Source organism: Pelorhabdus sp. sgz311001 (assembly GCF_055901755.1).
Genome location: NZ_JBVXUT010000004.1, coordinates 113,820 through 132,866 on the forward strand (window position 1 = coordinate 113,820; position 19,047 = coordinate 132,866).

Genomic DNA, 19,047 nt, shown 5'->3' on the forward strand with positions numbered 1-19,047 from the left:
CTCCATCTATTTTTCCAACATATATTTTTTCATCATGCGCACAGCTGTATCAGGGTAGGCTTCTGCCAAAAGTCCCATAGCCGCGAGAATATAAAGTCTATCTACATACATGTTTGGTTTTTGCGGCTTTAACAAATCCGGCGCCGTTTCATCAAAGACAATGCCTGCCAAAATCTTCTCAGGCTCACCATGATTGACAATGACACCGCCTGTTCCCAAAACCGTTTCTACCTTTGTTAAATCTTTGCCAGTCTGTACAAAAACGGTACCGACAATAGAATAGACGCTTTCAATCTGCCCGACATGCCGGTCAGCCGCTAAGGCTGTACAGGCTTTGCCCATGGCCGTTTCCAAAGTATGTTCTTCCTGCGTTGTTGCCAGGTAGTCTTTGTCACGATCAATTTTTTCGATATAACGAGTTACAGATTCTTCTGTTACATCGCCATAAGCAGCAATTTTCGGCGCTCCTGCCGCCTTCAGTAAGGCCGTGGCACTATAGCGCATTCCTAAATCGCCTTCAACGGTTCGTTTCGCAAAAGGCTCCTCTAAGCCCCTAAGCTGCACATTCGGCTTGGTCGGCTGTCCTTTGGCCAAGGAATACACATCTGTCGTAGCGCCGCCAATATCAACAACCATCAAATCGCCGACCCCTGTTTCCTTCGCCGTACCGACACTTAATAGTTCTGCTGCGCGAAGCACGGCCGCCGGCGTAGGCATGACAAGTTGATCTACCATGGCATTGGCTTTATCGAGCCCTTTGGCTGCCACAATCCGCTCAAAGAAAATATCACGAATCGCTTTGCGAGCCGGGTCAATATGAAGTTGATCGAGTTTCGGCATTACATTCTCAGTAGGTACTACTTTCGAAAACTTCGTTTCTAAAATACTTACAACCTGAGGCGCTATCGATTTATTGCCAGCAACAACAATCGGCGTATCGGCCTTTAGCCCTGTCAAAATCTCGGCATTATGCAACAAGACCTTTTTATTCCCGCCGTCAGTTCCACCTGCCAAGAGAATAATATCTGGCTCTAACGACTGAATTTCATCAAGTTCATAAGAACTTAACTCGTGGCAGTATACCTTAAGTACCTTAGCGCCAGCCCCTAAAGCCGCCCGTTTCGCCGCTTCCGCTGTTAACTCCGGCACTAGTCCGATGGCAATCATCTTGAGTCCCCCGGCAGCACTTGAGCAGGCAAGCGTTTTAGCAAAAGACAGTGGACCGGTCTGACGGAATAGTTCTTCCTGCGCCGCTTTTAGCCCTTCTGTAATGTCTGTCTCTACCGTAGTAAATCCTTTCGCTGTACCTAACACTTCTTCTTTTTCCAGGTCAACTGCCGTAATCTTGGTGTAAGTACTACCAAAATCAATCAGTAATACATTCACAGTTTTCTCGTCCCCTTTACGCCAAATCTGCTTTCAGGTCACGAATCACATCTTCCGGCAAAGTTCCCGGTTTATAAACGCGGTTGTAGCCCATTTCCAAAAACTTCTTTTCCACGCCGGAAAATTCGGTTTTGCCAACTACAAGATTCCCGCCGACATAAATGAGGATATCGTCCAAACCGGCTTCTTCACAACGCTCTCTGAGACCACGACAATCAATCTCACCATGTCCGTATAAAGAAGCTACTAAAATCGCCTTTGCATCTGTTTCTATTGCAGCATTGACAAATTCCTCCTGCCGCACTAGAACACCTAGGTTAATCACTTCATAGCCTGCTGCTGTTATGGCATAGTCTAAAATTTTGTTGCCAACAGCGTGGCAGTCTGCACCGATTACACCAAGTACAATTTTTGTTTTTTCTGTCTGCATGATTCTACCTCACTCTTTTTTTTATAAACTATGGGTGTTATATAAATTAATGGGATTGACTGACGATACGCGACATAAGCTGATGCAGCGACCCTTGGTCAATCTCATAATAAAACGCAACAACTTGCTGCTCTGGCGTCGTAAGCGCGGCAACTTTCCCTTGCTCTTCTTCTGGCACAATCAATATAGTCTGCTCTTGACAAAAAGCTTTTAGTTCTTCTTTCGAATAATTCAGAGCAGTAGACACCGAAATATCGCCTACGGTCACTGTACCTAGGAGCTCTCGGACTGATTTAGCAAATCCTTCGCTCTCAGCGACAATACCGACTTTACTATAAACCGGAATACGAGCTAGCTTAATAACTGCCTCTAACTTCGGCGTAACGGAAAGCGTAATCAATTTATCAGAACTTCCCCACAACTTAGCTACTTCCGCTAAATGCGCCGTTGTTGTTACGACATAATCACAAGACTTTAACAGTTCCAAACTCGTCTTACCAGAAAGCAAATCAGCTAAAACAACGCCTTCTAATGAAGCAACAGCTAAAGAGGATAGTTGCTGCAAAAATCGTCTTAAATATTCTGGCGTTTCATCAACAACAGCAATCCGCAAATGACGCACAGCCACTTCTTTCTCTCTAGCTCTGACATTAGCAATCGCCGTAAACTGATCCACAGTAAAACCAAGTTCTAAGCCTTTTTGCATGGCTTCATCAATAATTTTCATCATTCTTTCCAAGCGACTGCCGGGAAGAGTAGCACTTTCATAACTCTGGTCTTCTTTTTTTACAAAGGTTCCTTTGCCTTGCCGTGCTTCTAGTATGCCTTCTAACAGCAGTTCCTTATAAGCAGCACTTACTGTATTACGGCTGATTTCTAAGGTTTTCGCCAAATCGCGTTCTGTCGGCAAACGATCACCCGGCTGCAATTCGCCCGATTTTATTTTATCTAAAACATACCCCTTTACTTGCAAGTAAATAGGCAGTCCTAAACGCTGAACAATCATTTTACCACCTTGCCAATTCATATTGGACCATTGGATTAATCCAATTCATTTATCTACTTCTATTATCTTATAAAACGCTTTGCCTGTCAATCACGAATGGACAAAAACCCCCTAAAATAATTAGAATATTTTATATTTAGTACAAAAAATGAGGTTGTCTCACTAAAAATCAATGAGACAACCTCGCAATAAACTTCTAAATGATTAAACTTTCCATTTTGCCTGATATTTTACTATGGCTCTTTTTGCCAAATTATCCACCGTCAAATAAGCAACAGGAATCACCAACAGCGTCAGCAGTGTTGAAGTCAGCAACCCACCTACGAGGACAACCCCCATGGATTGGCGAAGTTCCGCACCAGCGCCAATTCCTAGCGCCACTGGAGCCATGCCAAATACCATAGCCGCCGTTGTCATCAAAATCGGCCGCAATCGCACGGTTCCTGCTTCTAATAGTGAATCTTTTAGGGAAACACCTTGTTTTACAAGCTGATTTGTATAGTCAACAAGTAAAATCGCATTTTTCGTTACAAGCCCCATAAGCATGATTACGCCGATCAGGGACATAATATTGAGCGTTTTTCCTGACAGCAGCAAAGCCCAAATCGCCCCAGTCAAAGAAAAGGGTAAGGACAGCATAATTGTCAAAGGATGAATAAAGCTTTCAAATTGAGCGGCAAGCACCATATAGATTAAGATCACAGCCATTAACAGAGCTATGGCAATTTCTCGGAAAGAGTCCTGCATGGTTTGCGCTTGGCCGACAAATTTATAGGAATAGCCCGTAGGGAAATTTACCTCTTGTAACAACGCTTTTACTTTATTAATGATCTCACCAGAGGACACACCTACCGCATTGGCATAGACGATCACTTCTCGCTGGCGTCCTTCGCGGTCAATTTCTGTCGGTCCTGACGACAAGTTCACGGCAGCCACATCGCCAAGTCGTACAAAAGAACCAGCTTTCGTCGCTACAAGAAGGTTTTTTACGTCTTCTAAGCTAGCACGATTTGCTTGCTGTAGCTGCAAGCGAATATTATAGTCTGTATCGCCCACATTATACCGATTGCGCGTAGTCGCCCCTAAAAAAGCATACTGAACGGTTTGCGCCGCTGTAGCTGCATCAAGGCCGGCTGCACTCATGCGGGAAGGGTCGAGCGAAACCACTACTTCTGGTTCAGCCTGTTCACTCGAAATATCCACGTCAGCCGTACCAGGTATTGCTTTAATCTTCTCTGAAATATCTTGGGCCATTTTAAGCAGAGCATCCAAATCACCGCCGCGAAGTCCAATTTGCACCGGTCTAGAATCGCCTCTGCCAACTCCCTGGCTTGTCTGAACAACGATCTTCAATTGTCCATTCCCCGCAAAGTTCCGCCGCAAACCATCCATAATCTGTGTCAAACTTCGTGAGCGGGCGCTGGCATCAGTCAGCTTTACGCCAATGGTCGCGCGATTCGCCTGACTACCGGCGCCAATCGTGATAAAAGAAACTTCTCGTTCCGGAATCGCTAGTACAGCTTCTTCAATGGGCTTAACGAGTTCATTCATTTTTACCAAAGAAGTACCTGCCGGCGCCGTCATAACAACATTAAATTCACCAGAATCATAGGTAGGCTGAAACTCTGTACCGATGAAGGGTAACAGCATGCCGCTTGCCACAAGCGATACTACGGCGATAGCAACAACCTTTTTCGGCTGATCCAAGGCCCATGCTAAAACCTGGCGATATGACTGTTGCAACGCTAAAAATCCTTGCTCCCACCAGTCAAGTCCCCGCTGCACCAACCGTCTCACACCCTGCAAAGAAGCTCTATCATTTGACTCTATTTTCAGCCAATAAGCTGAAAGCGTCGGCGTCAAAGTAAAAGCCACAAACAGTGAAAAAGCCACAGCAAAGGCTACAGTAAGGCCAAATTGTTTAAAATATTGCCCAACAATTTCTCCCATAGAACCAACCGGCACAAAAACAGCTAAAATCGAAAAAGTCGTAGCCATAACCGCTAAGGCAATTTCACCGGTTCCTTCTCTCGCTGCATCCAGCGGCGATTTGCCTTGCTCGCGATGACGATATATATTTTCAATAACAACAATCGCATCATCAATCAAAATCCCTACAGCAAGGCTTAGCCCCATAAGAGACATGTTATTCAAAGTAAAATGCATCAAGCGCATTAAGAAAAAGGTAGATATAACAGAAGTAGGGATGGCAATAGCAGCAATTAGCGTGGCCCGGCTATTTTGTAAAAATAAATAGGTAATGAAAATAGCCAACAGTCCGCCAAAAACAATGGAAACCATAACATCATCCACACTATTGCGAATATAGGTAGAGCTGTCCCTGGTTGCCGTTATGGTCACATCACTAGGCAAAAGCGGTTTAAGGGTTTCCACAGCGGCCTTCACCCGATCCGCTACATCTACTGTATTCGTTCCTGATTGCTTCTGCACAGAAATCATCACGCTTGGTTTACCATTCGTACGGGCCATAACCGTTTCTTCCTGCCAACTGTCGCTCACTGACGCCACATCGCTTAGGCGGACCGGATGACCGTCCGAATTTGCTACAATTACATTTTGAATATCGGCCACACTCTTATATTTGCCTACCGTCCGGACAGTAAGTTGTGTCCCTTTATCAACAACATGACCGCCAGGAGCGTTTAGATTTTGATTATCAATGGCCGTAATGATCTGATTCAGCGAAATTCCATAGCTAGCCAACCGTTTACTATCAACTTGTACCGAAATTTCTCGATCGGAGGCCCCCGAAACAGTTACATCGCCAACGCCATCTTGCCGGGCCAAAGCATCTTTGACTACATCAACAGCAAGTTTCCGGATCTCACCAGGACTGCGGCTGTCAGAAGATAAACTAAAGTACAGTATCGGCGCCGCATTCATATCAAATCGCTGTACAACAGGCTCGTCAGCATCACTAGGCAAACGTTTACGCACCGCTGCAACTTTTTCGCGAATTTCATTGGCCGCCAGTTTCGCATCGGTTCCAAAGACAAACTCAATGGTTGTTTGTGATTGGCCTTCTTTGGTCACTGAAGATAGGTTTTTAATCCCAGCCACAGAGCTTACGGCATCTTCAATTGGTTTTGTAACTAGACTTTCCATTTCTTCCGGCGATGCGCCGCTATAGCTTACATTCACACTCACCAGAGGAAAGTCCACATCAGGGTTTAAATCAATGCCTAGTTTCGGATAAGCTTGCACCCCAAAGACAACAAGCAAAGCGACTAGCATTACCGTGAAAACTGGTCGCTTAATAAAAACGGCAATCCCTTTCACTGACCAGCCGCCTCCTTGGATGGAGTAACTAGCGCACCATCCTTAATTTTATTCTGGCCCCCATTTACGACTTGATCACCTTCAGCAAGACCGGAAAGCACTTCCGCCCAACCATCGCCAACATATCCTACAGTAATCGTCTTTTGGCGCGCACGATTTTCACCATCAATTACAAAAACTGTTTTTTGATCTTCTTTCATAACGAGAGCACTTTCTGGTACAACAAGCGCCGCCTGATGAATCTTAGTAGGAAGCGTAGCCTTAGCAAACATGCCGGCTTTTAATGCTCCCGCTGGATTCGGTATCGTAACTTCAGCGGAAAAAGTACGGGACGGGAGCTGAGCTACAGGGGAAACTCGAGTGATTGCGCCCATAAATTCTTGTCCGCCCAAAGCATCCACTTTGACTTTCACTTGCGTTCCTACCATAATTCCGTCAATTTGCCCCTCACCGATCGTCGTTTTAGCTACAAGGCTTGATACATCGGCAATAGCCACAATGGGCGTACCAGAGCGAACAAAAGTCCCTGCCTGTAAATACCGTTTCGTAATCACGCCCTGACTAGGCGCGAGAATCGATGCTTCCTTTACTTTCTCCTGCAGCAACGCCAAAGCTCCCTGCGCCGCTTGTACCTGCCCCAAAGAAGCATTTTTCTTCGTTCTTACACTATCCATAGTCTGAGCTGAAATAGCGCCTTGAGCCGCTAACGTGCTGTAGCGATTATAATCAGCATCAGCTTGATCTAACGCCGCTTCCGCCGCTGCCAGATTCCCTTGGGCCTGAAATATCTGCGCGGAAAGCTCACTTGTTTCCAAAGACCCCAATAAGTCACCAGCAGCAACGATATCCCCTTCATTGACCTTCAAGTTATCTAACCGGCCATCCACTTTGGCGGCAATATCAGCTAACCAGACTGGCTCTAGCGAAGCGGAAAATTCCACTTGCGGCGCCATATCGCGCCGCGATACATCTGCCACCACAACGGTAACAGCTTTAGATGCATTATTCATCGTTTCTTTACTCTTACTTGCCGCCACATTCGCATAAACACGGTAGCTAGCAAGCACTATACACACGAATGCAATAACGAGTACGATGTACATACTCTTTTTATTTTTTCCTGGCATCACAGCGCACCCTCCTTAAATTGACTATACAGTCAGCTTGTATTATATCAATTTAATTGAAAAAGTTATATACTTTTTCATCTTTTTTTATATCAGTATGTTTTGGCAACTTTTCCTGTGATTTCTTTTTCAGGATAATATCTTCTTTTTATGACAAGAACGTTCGTGCAGCAGGATAATAGAAAAAACTTTCGTATATAATGAAGAGGAAGAAAATATTTAGTAAAGGGGATTTATAAATGGCTGTAAAAAATGCAATGACTGCTGATTTTCTCCACTCTGCTTATGGCGGCGAAAGTATGGCCCATATGAGGTATCTCATTTGGGGCGAGATTGCTAAAAAAGAAAAGCTTCCCCACATTGCCCGCTTATTCGAAGGCATTGCCTATGCGGAACAAGTACATGCCAGCAATCATTTTCATGAAATGGGTAACTTAACAGGCGATGCCGCAGTAACAGCAGGTGCAGCTTTCGGCGTAGGCAAAACAAGCGAAAATCTCAAAGGCGCAATTGCCGGCGAACTCCATGAAGTCGAACAAATGTATCCGGTTTACTTAGAAGCAGCTCACTTTCAAAGCGAAAGCGGCGCTGAAAAATCCTTTCATTATGCCCTAGAAGCAGAAAAAATTCATGCTAAATTATTCCAAGATGCTCAAACACTGGCTGAAAAAGGCAAAGATATGAAATTTGACGCTGTCTATGTTTGTCCGATCTGCGGCCACACCATCCTAGATGAAGTTCCTGATCACTGTCCCGTGTGCGGCGCTGCTAAAAAAGTTTATAAGAGTTTCTAGCAGCGAATAAATAGAAAAAAACAGGCCGCCTCGTTCTAATTGAATGAGACGACCTGTTTGGCTTTGAACCTTATATAAAATGAGAAAAGGAAAAAGCAGAGACTTTCGTCTCTGCTCTTTCTTTAATAAGAACCCGTAATACCGTCCTTCCATATGTTCAAAGCCCGCTCTTCGCAGGTGGGCATCCTGACTAAAGTGTTTGTTGTCCCTTCCACGAGGGCTTAACATTTTCTTTAACACCGGAATCCCGAACATATTGCATAGGTTGAACATATAGGAAGTTAACGCACATCACAGGAGATCTATTGATGATATAGTATCATGATCAGAAAAGAATTGCAATAGGTATATAAACCCATAAACAGAATTTTTCTGCATTTTAAACAAAATAAGAAAATCGAATAGATTAAGGCCACATAATCATTACAACTTGGTAAATCAAGGCACTCGTTACAGCACTCAACGGAATCGTAAGAACCCAAGCTGTAAGCATTTGTCTGGCAACGCCCCAACGAACAGCGCTCACTCGTTTCGCGCTGCCAACCCCCATAATTGAACCAGCTACTACATGGGTCGTACTTACAGGCAAATGAAGCAATGTAGCAGAGAAGATTACAATAGCCGAGTTCAAATCAGCAGCAAAACCGTTAATCGGTTCCAGTTTGAAAATACGCCCGCCCATGGTTTTAATAATTTTCCAGCCGCCAACCGCTGTTCCCATCCCCATGGCTGCGGCACAAGAAAACTTAACCCATGTCGGTACATCCAGGGTTGGAATATATCCGGCACTAAGTAAGGCTAGTGTAATAATCCCCATGGATTTTTGCGCATCATTGGAACCATGAGAAAAAGCCATTAAAGCAGCCGATAGTAACTGCATCTTTTTAAAGCGATGATTCAGTTCTGATGGAGCAAAGCGGCCAAAAAGCCACAACAGGATAATCATAATAAAATAACCAAAAATAAGAGCTATCACTGGCGATAAAATTAAAGATAAAACAATTTTGAAAATCCCTACAGCATTCAAAGCATCCCAACCGCTATTTAAAGCGACAGTGCCAATGACACCGCCAATTAAAGCATGAGAAGAGCTGCTAGGTATACCGTACCACCATGTAATTAAATTCCAGCCAATGGCGCCAATTAGGGCCGCCACAATCATAGGTTGATTGATTAGGTCAGCTGAACGAACAAGGTCGCCGCCAATAGTCTTGGCTACGCCAGTACTAAACAGCGCTCCGGAAAAATTTAAAATCGTTGCCATAATAATGGCATGATTGGGTTTCAAGGCTCGCGTCGAAACGGACGTCGCGATCGCATTCGCCGTATCATGAAACCCATTAATATAATCAAAGGCTAATGCGAAAAAGACAACTACATAAACAATCGATAAATCAGGCATATTTCAACAAAACTCCCTTAAGTAAGGCGGCTACATCTTCACAATCATCAAGAGCGTCTTCCATAAGCATGAGTATCTCTTTCCACTTGATGATTTCGATAGGGTCCTTACATTCGCGGAATAGTTTGGCCATTTCCTGTCGATATAATCGATCGCCTTCGGATTCATGTTCAATAATGCGACCGCAGCGCGCTTCAATTTTTAGCCGCTTTTCCTTTAGATCCGGCAGATAAGAGCAGGCCCGCTCCATTTGCTTCGCGCTTTTCGCTACGAGAGCCGCTAAAAGCAACGCACCTTCGGAAGCACTGTTTACATTATAAAGAGTCATTCGTTCGGCAATTCCTTGGACACCATCAATGACATCGTCGATTTTTTGCGCCAAGGCATAAATATCTTCTCGGTCAAGCGGTGTAATAAACGTATCATTTAGACGTCCGACAATTTTATCCGTCACTTTATCGGCCTGTTTTTCCAAATCATCCACTTTACTGAATAAATCAGCTAATTGTTCCGGATGACTCATTGCCTCAAGCAACATATCGGCGCTTTGCCGCACAAGCACAGTTAACTCGGCAATATATTCATAAAAATTCCCGTCTCTCGGCTTCAGTCGAAATCCCATACTTGTCCCTCCTAATCGTACAACCTCTTTGATTATAGCTTAGCTTTTTCCTCTTGTCGAATAGGTTTTTTACCTTATCAACGCTCTTTTTTAAAGAAAAATTATTCTGTAAATTTTAAAAATAGCTTATTTTGTTTTCCCATGTCATAATTTGTTTTCAATTGTCTCTAAAACAGTTTTTAAGACTTTAATCCTAGCATAAGGCTTTGATTCGGCTTCAACAATGGTCCAGGGAGCATAGGAAGTGCTTGTACGGAAAAACATTTCATCAACTGCCGTTTCATACTGTTCCCACTTTTCACGATTACGCCAATCCTCACCAGTAATCTTCCATTCCTTCTCTGGCGTCGACTGCCGTTCTTCAAAGCGGCGCTTTTGTTCTTCCTTACTGATATGAAGCCAAAATTTAATGATGGGAGCGCCAAAATGAGCCCATTGCTCTTCCATTTCATTGATTTCCCGATAGGCCCGGCGCCACTCTTCCTCACGGCAAAACCCTTCCACACGTTCAACCATGACCCGACCGTACCAGCTACGATCAAAAATGGCAATATGCCCCTGCTTGGGCATGCTTCGCCAAAATCGCCACAAATAATGATGGCTTTTTTCTTCATCATTTGGGGCGGCAATCGGCACAACCGTATAGCCCCGCGGGTCCATATGTTGCGTCAAGCGGCGAATCGCCCCGCCTTTACCGGCGGCATCCCAGCCTTCAAAAACAATAAGTACCGGCATTTTTTTCGTATAGATAGTATATTCAATTTCACGAATTCTTTCCTGATACTTCTTAAGTTTTTCCTGATACGTCGCCTCATCGATCGTTAAAGACAGATCCACTTCGTTCAACATAGAGCTTTTCAACAGTTTTTGATCAAACTGTGCTGCCGTAAATAAGGGATCAACAGTAGGTAGAGTATCCGACAAAACACTCGCTTTCTGTTCCTGCTCGCGTCGAATCAAGTCAATTTTTTCTTCCAACGCTTGCGCAAAAGCTGTCAAAATTTTCACAGTAGCAAACCGCTTGTCAGTTGCCTCGACAATCAGCCAAGGCGCCGCATCTGTATCCGTTTTTTCCAGCATGACTTCCACAGCTTGCAAGTAGTTTTCATAAGCATTATGATGCTCCCAATCTTCTGCGGTAACCCGCCAGGCTGAAGCAGGATCGCTCGCTAGCTTTTCGAGCCTTTCTTTTTGCTCTTTACGACTTATATGCAAAAAAAGTTTGATCATAACAGCGCCCTCAGCTACAAGCTGCCGTTCAAAAGAAGGTATCTCTTGATAGGCATTCGCTACTTGCTCTGCTGTTGCTGTTTGCGTAACTTTTTCTACTAAAACACGGCGGTACCAACTGCGGTCAAAGATCGCAATGCGTCCTTTCGGCGGAATTTTCGTCCAAAACCGCCAGAAATAAGATCGCGCCGCCTCTTCGGCGCTTGGCTCATGAATTGCAAAAACTTGAAAGCCCCGGGGATCAAGCGCTTGCAGCAATTCGTTAACTAAGGTTCCTTTGCCTGCGGCTTTCCAGCCCTCAAAAACGAGAATAACCGGAATCTGTAAATCTCGAGCCTGCCGTTGCAGCAGACCGACTTTTTTTCTTAGTTCAGAAACAACCTTACGATACGTATCTTTGTCTAGCTTTTTTTTCAAGTCTACTTTTTCCAGCACGAAGTTACACCGCCTTATTTCTGTTTTGGGTCTAGTCCGCAAATTAACAAAAATTTAATCATTTGGCAACATCATAATGCTTATTTTCGCATATACTACAAATGTAAGTGCTATTGAATTTTAAACAAAGCTGACTTGACTTTATGCAGGTACAGCGATCTAACCGCTCAATGAGCGGTTATTTTCTTGCTCTGCCAAAGTCCACTACTTATACTGTAACATTCTAGCGAATATTGGTAAAGAAAAAAGAACAAGCTAAAAAGAATCCTTCTTTTTGCTTGTTCTTTCATTTTGTCTGTTAAAAAATTTATTTTACCGTTGCAGCAGCTGTCTGCTGCACAGAAGGAGCCTCTAAATCAAGTGTTGCAAAATAATCATCAAGTGTTTCTGCTCGGCGAATCATTTTGACTGCGCCATTTGGCTGTAACAAAAGCTCAGCGGAACGAAGTTTTCCATTATAATTGAAGCCCATAGCATGGCCATGTGCACCAGCATCATGAAGAACGAGTAAATCGCCAATATCAATTTTGGGTAAAGCTCGGTCAATAGCAAATTTATCATTATTCTCACATAATGAGCCTGTTACGTCATAGATGTGGTCAAGCGGAGCTGTTTCTTTGCCAACGACAGTAATATGATGGTAAGAACCGTACAGAGCCGGACGCATCAAGTTGGCCATGCAAGCATCTAAGCCAATATAATTTTTGTAAATTTCCTTTTTATGAATCGCTGTTGTCACTAAGTAGCCATAAGGACCTGTGATCATACGACCGCACTCCATAGCAATCTTTAATGGTGCTAAGCCGTTCGCTACGATTTTAGCTTCATAAGCCTTTTTCACTTCCTGGCCTAAATATTCTAAATCGATCGCCTGCTGTTCCGGTTTATAAGGAATCCCGACACCGCCGCCTAAATTAACAAACTCAAGGGAAATGCCCAATTTTTCTTTTAGTTCGACAGCTAAGTCAAACATCATATTCGCTGTACCAATCAAGCCAGACGGATCTAATTCATTTGAGCAAACCATCGTATGAAGGCCAAACCGTTTTACGCCTTTTTCCTGCATGCGTTTATAGGCTGTAAACAGCTGTTCTTTCGTCAAGCCATATTTCGCTTCTTCGGGATAACCGATAATGGTATTACCGCCGCTTTCCATAAGCGGTCCCGGATTGTAACGAAAACAAATGATTTCAGGAATTGATGCTACTTTTTCTAAAAAGTCAATATGAGTAATATCATCAAGATTAATAATAGCGCCAAGTTCACGAGCTTTGCGAAATTCCGCCGGCGGCGTATCATTAGAGGTGAAAATAATGTCTTCGCCTGATAAACCAACGCGTTCTGATAAAACAAGCTCAGCCATAGAGCTGCAGTCGGCGCCAACGCCTTCTTCTTTTAAAAGAGCCATAATATGGGGATTCGGCGCCGCTTTGACGGCAAAGTATTCTTTAAAAGCTGGGGCCCAGGAAAAGGCCTGTAAAAATCGACGTACATTGGCGCGAATCGCCGCTTCATCATAAATGTGAAAAGGCGTAGGATACTGATTTACAATCGCTTCTAGTTGTTCGCGAGAAAAGGGCAGTGTTTTTTCTGACATGAATGATCCTCCTAGCGGGATATACCCAAAATAATATAGCGGTCGCTGAGAACTCCCCGCAACCGCCTAGTATAAACTTAAGCTTTGCAAGATAGCACTCCATCCGGTCTTGGATGACAGTTTGACTCCTCTTCAAAGCCAAACCAGCAAAAACCCCAGCCAGGGATTTTCACTTCGGCGGAAATGCCTTTCTGCTCCGTCATCGCCGGCCCGCTCAAAAGCATACTCTTCATTTTCCGCTCCTCTATCATAGCATCATTATTGAATTGTTTTGGCCCTAGTATAAGTTCTTTTACCTCATACTGTCAACTCTTTTTCCGTATTTTTTCATCGAAAGGTTACATTTATTTGCTATCCGAGCCTTTTTTGTCTTCCCAATAGTCAATGGATGTCTTTTCGCCATCACTAATAAAATGATGCTCTACCATAAAATTTAGTAAACCAGCCATGGTTTCGCGGCTTAAAACATGCTCTAGACGACAGGCGTCTTCTTCGGCAACAGCGGGAGCCACGCCCAGCGTATCTTTTAAAAAGCTGGTAAGAATCTTATGGCGATTGGCAATACATAATGCCAGCTCGGCGCCACGTTCGGTAAGACGAATCGGCTTATAAGGCAAATAGAAAATCAAGCCGTGCTTGGCTAAATTTTGCAACGCACCTGTTACGCTGGCCATTCGAACTTTCATCTTTACAGCAATATCTTTAACACGAACCTCTTGGCCATCTAGGCCTAGCCCGTAAATGGTTTCCAAATAATTCTCCATACTAGGAGTCAGTGCCAATTTCACAGAGCTCTCTCCCATCTTTATATAGCTGATAATCATTCTCTCTTTAAACATATTTCTTTATTATAGGCAGAAATAGTACCACTGTCAAAGGAAAAGGTAAAATCAAATGAAGTTGATAGCTTGCAAAAAAACAAGAAAAAAGAAAATATTTTCGTATATTTCCCATTAATAATCCGAGAAAAACAAATTTGACCTTTTGGCTAATTAGACTTTTACTGACCTTTAGTTTATACTAAAGCCATAAAGAAAAAGCAATCAATTAAGGAGGTTGATCTTATGTTTGACATGGTTCCTTTCAAAAAAACAGCAATGCCAACAAAACGCGGCGACTATTTCAGCAATTTCCTTGACAACTTCTTTGATGAAGATTTCTTTGCTCCCTTCAATCAATTTGGCACTTCCTTCCGAGTTGACTTAAAGGAAACGCCAGAAGCTTATCAGATCGAAGCCGATCTTCCCGGTATCGACAAAGAAGCAATCCAGCTTGAATACAAAGATCATTATCTGACAATCGCTGCCAACCGGGCTGAAAAAGTCGAAGAAAACCACGATGGCTATGTCCGTCGCGAAAGAAAGTTTGGTCAATTTCAACGAAGTTTCTATATTGATAATGTGGTAGAGAATGAGATTAGCGCCGAATTTAAAAATGGCGTTCTCTTCGTAATTTTACCGAAAAAAGAAAAAGTTACAGCTCCGTCTCATCAAATTCCCATTAAATAAAGCGGTCCCTCTCAAACCAATCGAGTCCCAACAATTCATAAAAGCGGGCTGGAGAAAACTTGACTTTAAGTTTTCTCCAGCCCTTTATTTTCTTACGGCATATCAAAGGTTATGATTTTTCCAGTCAACTCATTCCCGGCAATCTCAACAACGGCAATAGAAGCTTTCTCGCCGCGATGAGGATAGCCGACACTACCTGGATTCAAATAGAGACGTCCGGCATTTTTTTCCATAAAAGCGCTATGAGTATGCCCAAATAAAATAAGATCCGCCTCATAATGTGTGCCCCAGTAAAAAAGTTCTGTTAAATCCTGCTTCACATGATAGCGGTGACCATGGGTTAACCAAATCTGCTTGCCCATGACTTCGAGAAACTCATCATATTTCGCTTGCGTCCAACCATCGGTATTGCCTGCTACGGCTACAGTCGGCACAGAAGTCCACTGCAACAAGAAATCTATATCCTGACTGTAATCGCCGCAATGAAGCCACATATCAACAGGGCCGCTATACTGCAGCGCTTTTTCTATAGCCAGACGATTGCCGTGGCTATCACTCATGACTCCTATTTTCACGGAAACATCGCCGCCAATTTATGCGCCATTTCTTTAAGAGCCAGACCGCGATGGCTTAACTGATTTTTTTCTTCGATGGACACTTCACTAAGCGTCTTTCCCAGCTCTGGTACAAAGAAGAGAGGGTCGTAGCCAAAACCGCCACTCCCTTGCGGCGCCTGCAAAATAAGACCTTCACAAACGCCGTCTGCTGTCAACAGAACCTCTCCGTCAGGACCTGCCAGTACCAAGCTGCAGCGAAACCGTCCCGTTCTCGCCTCCTCTGGCACACCTTTCAAAGCATGAAGTAGCTTTTCATTGTTTTGTGCGTCCGTGGCCTGCTCGCCGGCATAGCGAGCGGAATAAACTCCCGGCGCTAATTGCAGCGCATCCACTTCTAAGCCGGAGTCATCAGCCAAACAGAATTTCTTCGTCTGTTTGGCATATTCGACGGCTTTCTTAGTGGCATTGGCTAAAAAAGTTGCGCCATCTTCTGCTACTTCGCCAAAATCACCGCACTGATCTAGTGCGAGGACTGTTACGGGAAGATGCGAAAAATATTCGGCAATTTCCTTGATCTTTCCCTTATTTTTACTTGCTACTACAATTTCTTGTTTTGCCACACTAACCGCCCTCGCTTTGTATCTATTGTCTCATCCATCTTTAATTCTATAATTCTTCTAATATATCATCGCGCTTATCCTGAATAAAATAATGCTCATAGCGCTCTTCCTGCTTGGCCTTGTAAACGGCTTCACGGGCTTCTTGTCGGCAAGCCGGACAAGCGTCTTCCTCAACTACAGCAACAAAAGCGCTCTGGCTGTCATAATAACTCGTCTCAGCTTCTGTAGCAATTGTCATAAACGAGCGGCAATGACGGCAAAGCCGTACCTTTTCTAGTTGTTGCTCGCGAATGCCGCTGTCATCATAATAAATATTTTTACGCCGTGAAAAAAAATCGCCCCATTTATTCATTTCAGCCGTTCTTAATTCGTCTCTGGCTCGCCAAATCGCCGTCTGATCAGCTACTAACTTCTTGAGGTAAGCCATATCCGAGCGCCCTCGTTTGGCAGCAATATCTGGTTCGATGACCCGGCTATAGTCAAGACCGGCCATAGCCAAAATGATCCCAACATTCACATAGGGAAGGGCATCTTCAATGGAATACCCGCCTTCTAGTACCGCAATATGAGCATTTAACTTTTCAGCCAGTCGCGCATAACCTTGGGCGGTAATCGCCATATTTGCCAAAGGATCGCTATAATGATTATCCTGCCCGGCGGAATTGATAATCAGCTCCGGCTGAAAATCCTCCAGCATTGGCAAAACAAGCTGATCAATCACATAATGCAGCCCCACATCATCCGTTCCCGGCGGCAAAGGTAAATTAATGGTCGTGCCAAAAGCCCTCGGACTACCTAGTTCATTTGCGAAGCCTGTTCCTGGATAGAGAGTGCGACCGTCTTGATGAAATGAAATAAAAAGCGTATCAGGATCATGATAAAAAATATCTTGCGTTCCGTCGCCATGGTGTACATCCGTATCGACAATCGCCACACGTTTAATGCCAAAATGCCGCCGCATATGGGCAATCATAATTGCCTCCATATTAACAGTACAAAACCCTCGCGTACCATGAACCACTTTCATAGCATGATGTCCTGGCGGTCGTACCAAAGCAAAGGAGCGATCCACTTTTCCCTGATAAACGGCTTTTGCTGCTGTAATTGCGCCGCCTGCCGCTACCAGATGAGCTTCTTTAATATGAGCGGCTACAGAAGGAACACCAATATGAACGCGCTCTAAATCGCGCAGCGTAGCAAGCTCCGGCCGATATTCGATAATATTGGGCAGATCAAGCAGCCCTTCTTCCTCAATTTGATCACGCGTATATAACAGACGCTCTTCCCGTTCGGGATGAGTCGGCGTAATGGCCCAATCAAAAGCTGGGAAAAAAACAAGTCCTAGTTTATTCATGACTGCCAGCCTCCTTGTGACGTTGCAAAGAAAGCAAAACGCCCGGTTTGATCTGTTCTCGGCAGGAAATCATTTTTCCCACAGTCTGAAAGCCTCGAATCATATTGAATTCTTCTTGATACACTTCCTCTATGTTGGATGCGTCCATACCTGCCGCTGCAGCTTGGCGCGCTAATTCTTCTCTCGCTATTTTTTGCGCATCGGCAAGAGAAAAATTCTTTTTGTCAATTTTTTCTTTCCGCATAAGTTCAGGAATCGTATAATAGGAAGCCGCAGTATCGGCGCGAAGCGTTAACGCCATTGTCGGCCGAGAAACAGCGGCTCCAACGGCATTGGCAATTTCAGCATATTCCGGCACAAGGTAAGGTAAATCAAACTGTTGCGCCACTGTAGGAATCAGACCAGCCGCCGCCCCGCCAACGCCCAAAATTGTCTTCGGTGTAAACGGATCAGGATGAATCAAGTCATTGACTGTATAAACAGGCTGCAGTTCTTCTTCGGCAATCGTTGCCGCGATAGCTTCCTGAATCGTCGCAGCGGCAACAGTCATAATCTCAGCAGCCACTTCCGAAAGACTCTGACCGGGAATGGCCAGATTCATAATCGCCTGACAAGCAGCCGCTTCATTCCCAAAAACCATCTGTTGCGCTGCAATCATGGCATCAGATAAGGTTGGCTCATGCCCCCCTACGGCAATAGGCGGTCCCTTACGCACAGGGCCGACTTTCATTTCACCAGCTTCACGGCGCACGTAACTATCGCCGCCGATGCCGACTGAACGGAGCCGGAAAGCGCGCACTGACGTAGCATAACCTGCTATCTTGGCCCCACGCTGGGCAAAAAGCGCCTGCCCCTTGCGCCATAAAGCAATATCCGTTGTGGTTCCGCCAATATCTAACGAAATAGCGTCTTCGCCTTCTGGCGCCAAAGCCATAATACCAAGTACGCTGGCAGAGGGACCTGTAAACACAGCCTCGACTGGCGACTTTCTAGCAACAGCCAGCGGCAGCGTTCCACCGTCGGCCTTTAAAATATGAACAGGCGCCGCAATCGAACGCTTGCCAAGGGCTGCTTCCACCGAATCGGCAAAAGCATTAAACAGATCATAGCAGGCGGCATTATAGTAAGCCGCATTGGCACGACGGACAAAATTTAAAGAACCGCTGACCGTAGAGGCGGCGGTAACATGTTTGGCCTGTTTTTCTCGCAGCCACTGGACGACACATTCCTCATTCATTGGATTACGCACGGCAAATTTACCGGCTACGGCAAATGATTTACCGGTGATCGGACCAAGATCAGCGAGCAAGGCCGTTTGCTCCGGCTTCATAGCTACGCGTCCGCGATGGTCCACATAGCCAGCAGCTACATATGGCTTTACCGGAAACAGTCCTTCTGTATTCATGCCCGGACCAGGCATCAAGACAAGTTGTACCGGATCAAGCCGATTTTCAACAATTGCATTGGTGACAACCGTTGTTGAGAGGGCGACACGGGAAATTTCCTCTGGAGCGATATGGGCAATAGCTGCATCTAGAGCCGTTAACACCCCTTGTAATAAGTCTTGATGCGTCGTCGCTGCCTTACTCTTTGCAACAATTTTTCGGTCTGAAACTAAAACTGCATCTGTAAAGGTTCCGCCAACATCAATGCCTAACCACACGGTTATTCCCTTCCTT

16 protein-coding genes, 1 other RNA gene and 1 riboswitch are annotated in these 19,047 nt (G+C 44.6%); of the genes, 2 read left to right on the forward strand and 15 right to left on the reverse strand.

Annotated features, from left to right (window positions below; all coding sequences use genetic code 11):
- Positions 1–6: 6 nt before the first annotated feature.
- The 5 genes from glmL to AC0MXB_RS11585 form a co-directional block, all read right to left on the reverse strand.
- Positions 7–1,386 carry a methylaspartate mutase accessory protein GlmL gene (gene glmL, locus AC0MXB_RS11565; RefSeq protein ID WP_474039840.1) on the reverse strand — a complete coding sequence of 460 codons (1,380 nt, stop codon included), beginning with the start codon at positions 1,384–1,386 and terminating at the stop codon, positions 7–9.
- A 16-nt stretch (positions 1,387–1,402) separates the two neighbouring features.
- Positions 1,403–1,816, reverse strand: coding sequence for a methylaspartate mutase subunit S (gene glmS / locus AC0MXB_RS11570; protein ID WP_474039841.1), 414 nt, complete (start codon positions 1,814–1,816; stop codon positions 1,403–1,405).
- Positions 1,817–1,862: 46 nt separating this feature from the next.
- Positions 1,863–2,822 (reverse strand): GntR family transcriptional regulator, encoded by a 960-nt coding sequence (locus tag AC0MXB_RS11575; protein ID WP_474039842.1) that lies wholly within the window; start codon positions 2,820–2,822, stop codon positions 1,863–1,865.
- Between the two features lie 204 nt (positions 2,823–3,026).
- Positions 3,027–6,122, reverse strand: a complete 3,096-nt coding sequence (locus AC0MXB_RS11580) for an efflux RND transporter permease subunit (protein WP_474039843.1) — start codon at positions 6,120–6,122, stop codon at positions 3,027–3,029.
- Positions 6,119–7,249, reverse strand: coding sequence for an efflux RND transporter periplasmic adaptor subunit (locus tag AC0MXB_RS11585; protein ID WP_474040067.1), 1,131 nt, complete (start codon positions 7,247–7,249; stop codon positions 6,119–6,121). The genes AC0MXB_RS11580 and AC0MXB_RS11585 overlap by 4 nt, the downstream gene beginning before the upstream one ends.
- 239 nt (positions 7,250–7,488) lie before the next feature.
- Here AC0MXB_RS11585 and AC0MXB_RS11590 point away from each other — a divergent pair, with 239 nt between their 5' ends.
- The gene (locus AC0MXB_RS11590) at positions 7,489–8,043 is read left to right on the forward strand and encodes a rubrerythrin family protein (RefSeq protein ID WP_474039844.1); all 555 of its coding nucleotides are present in this window, start codon (positions 7,489–7,491) and stop codon (positions 8,041–8,043) included.
- A gap of 126 nt (positions 8,044–8,169) precedes the next feature.
- On the opposite strand, the gene ssrS is transcribed toward AC0MXB_RS11590, so the two are convergent.
- The 6 genes from ssrS to AC0MXB_RS11620 form a co-directional block, all read right to left on the reverse strand.
- A non-coding RNA gene (gene ssrS / locus AC0MXB_RS11595) (6S RNA) lies at positions 8,170–8,346 on the reverse strand.
- 103 nt (positions 8,347–8,449) lie between these two features.
- Positions 8,450–9,445 carry an anion permease gene (locus AC0MXB_RS11600; RefSeq protein WP_474039845.1) on the reverse strand — a complete coding sequence of 332 codons (996 nt, stop codon included), beginning with the start codon at positions 9,443–9,445 and terminating at the stop codon, positions 8,450–8,452.
- Positions 9,438–10,067, reverse strand: coding sequence for a DUF47 domain-containing protein (locus tag AC0MXB_RS11605; RefSeq protein WP_474039846.1), 630 nt, complete (start codon positions 10,065–10,067; stop codon positions 9,438–9,440). Before AC0MXB_RS11605 ends, AC0MXB_RS11600 begins: the two co-directional genes overlap by 8 nt.
- A 144-nt stretch (positions 10,068–10,211) precedes the next feature.
- A complete protein-coding gene (gene pap / locus AC0MXB_RS11610) occupies positions 10,212–11,732 on the reverse strand; it encodes a polyphosphate:AMP phosphotransferase (protein ID WP_474039847.1) in 1,521 nt (506 codons plus the stop codon).
- Positions 11,733–12,039: 307 nt separating this feature from the next.
- Positions 12,040–13,329: a diaminopimelate decarboxylase family protein gene (locus tag AC0MXB_RS11615; RefSeq protein WP_474039848.1), complete on the reverse strand. Its 1,290-nt coding sequence runs from the start codon at positions 13,327–13,329 to the stop codon at positions 12,040–12,042.
- Positions 13,330–13,413: 84 nt separating this feature from the next.
- Positions 13,414–13,584: riboswitch (Lysine riboswitch) on the reverse strand.
- Between the two features lie 89 nt (positions 13,585–13,673).
- Entirely contained in the window at positions 13,674–14,117 is a 444-nt protein-coding gene (locus AC0MXB_RS11620) for a metal-dependent transcriptional regulator (protein WP_474039849.1), read from the reverse strand.
- A gap of 276 nt (positions 14,118–14,393) precedes the next feature.
- On the opposite strand from AC0MXB_RS11620, the gene hsp18 reads away from it, so the two are divergent.
- The gene (gene hsp18, locus AC0MXB_RS11625; RefSeq protein ID WP_474039850.1) at positions 14,394–14,837 is read left to right on the forward strand and encodes a heat shock protein Hsp18; all 444 of its coding nucleotides are present in this window, start codon (positions 14,394–14,396) and stop codon (positions 14,835–14,837) included.
- 92 nt (positions 14,838–14,929) lie between these two features.
- On the opposite strand, the gene AC0MXB_RS11630 is transcribed toward hsp18, so the two are convergent.
- From AC0MXB_RS11630 to AC0MXB_RS11645, 4 genes are read right to left on the reverse strand one after another with little or no spacing between them, the layout of a single operon-like run.
- A complete protein-coding gene (locus tag AC0MXB_RS11630) occupies positions 14,930–15,397 on the reverse strand; it encodes a metallophosphoesterase family protein (RefSeq protein ID WP_474039851.1) in 468 nt (155 codons plus the stop codon).
- Between the two features lie 11 nt (positions 15,398–15,408).
- Complete coding sequence (locus AC0MXB_RS11635; RefSeq protein ID WP_474039852.1) at positions 15,409–16,014, reverse strand: XTP/dITP diphosphatase; 606 nt, start codon at positions 16,012–16,014, stop codon at positions 15,409–15,411.
- Between the two features lie 46 nt (positions 16,015–16,060).
- Positions 16,061–17,368: a histone deacetylase family protein gene (locus AC0MXB_RS11640; protein ID WP_474039853.1), complete on the reverse strand. Its 1,308-nt coding sequence runs from the start codon at positions 17,366–17,368 to the stop codon at positions 16,061–16,063.
- Positions 17,361–19,031, reverse strand: a complete 1,671-nt coding sequence (locus AC0MXB_RS11645) for a hydantoinase/oxoprolinase family protein (protein WP_474039854.1) — start codon at positions 19,029–19,031, stop codon at positions 17,361–17,363. Before AC0MXB_RS11645 ends, AC0MXB_RS11640 begins: the two co-directional genes overlap by 8 nt.
- Positions 19,032–19,047: the final 16 nt, after the last annotated feature.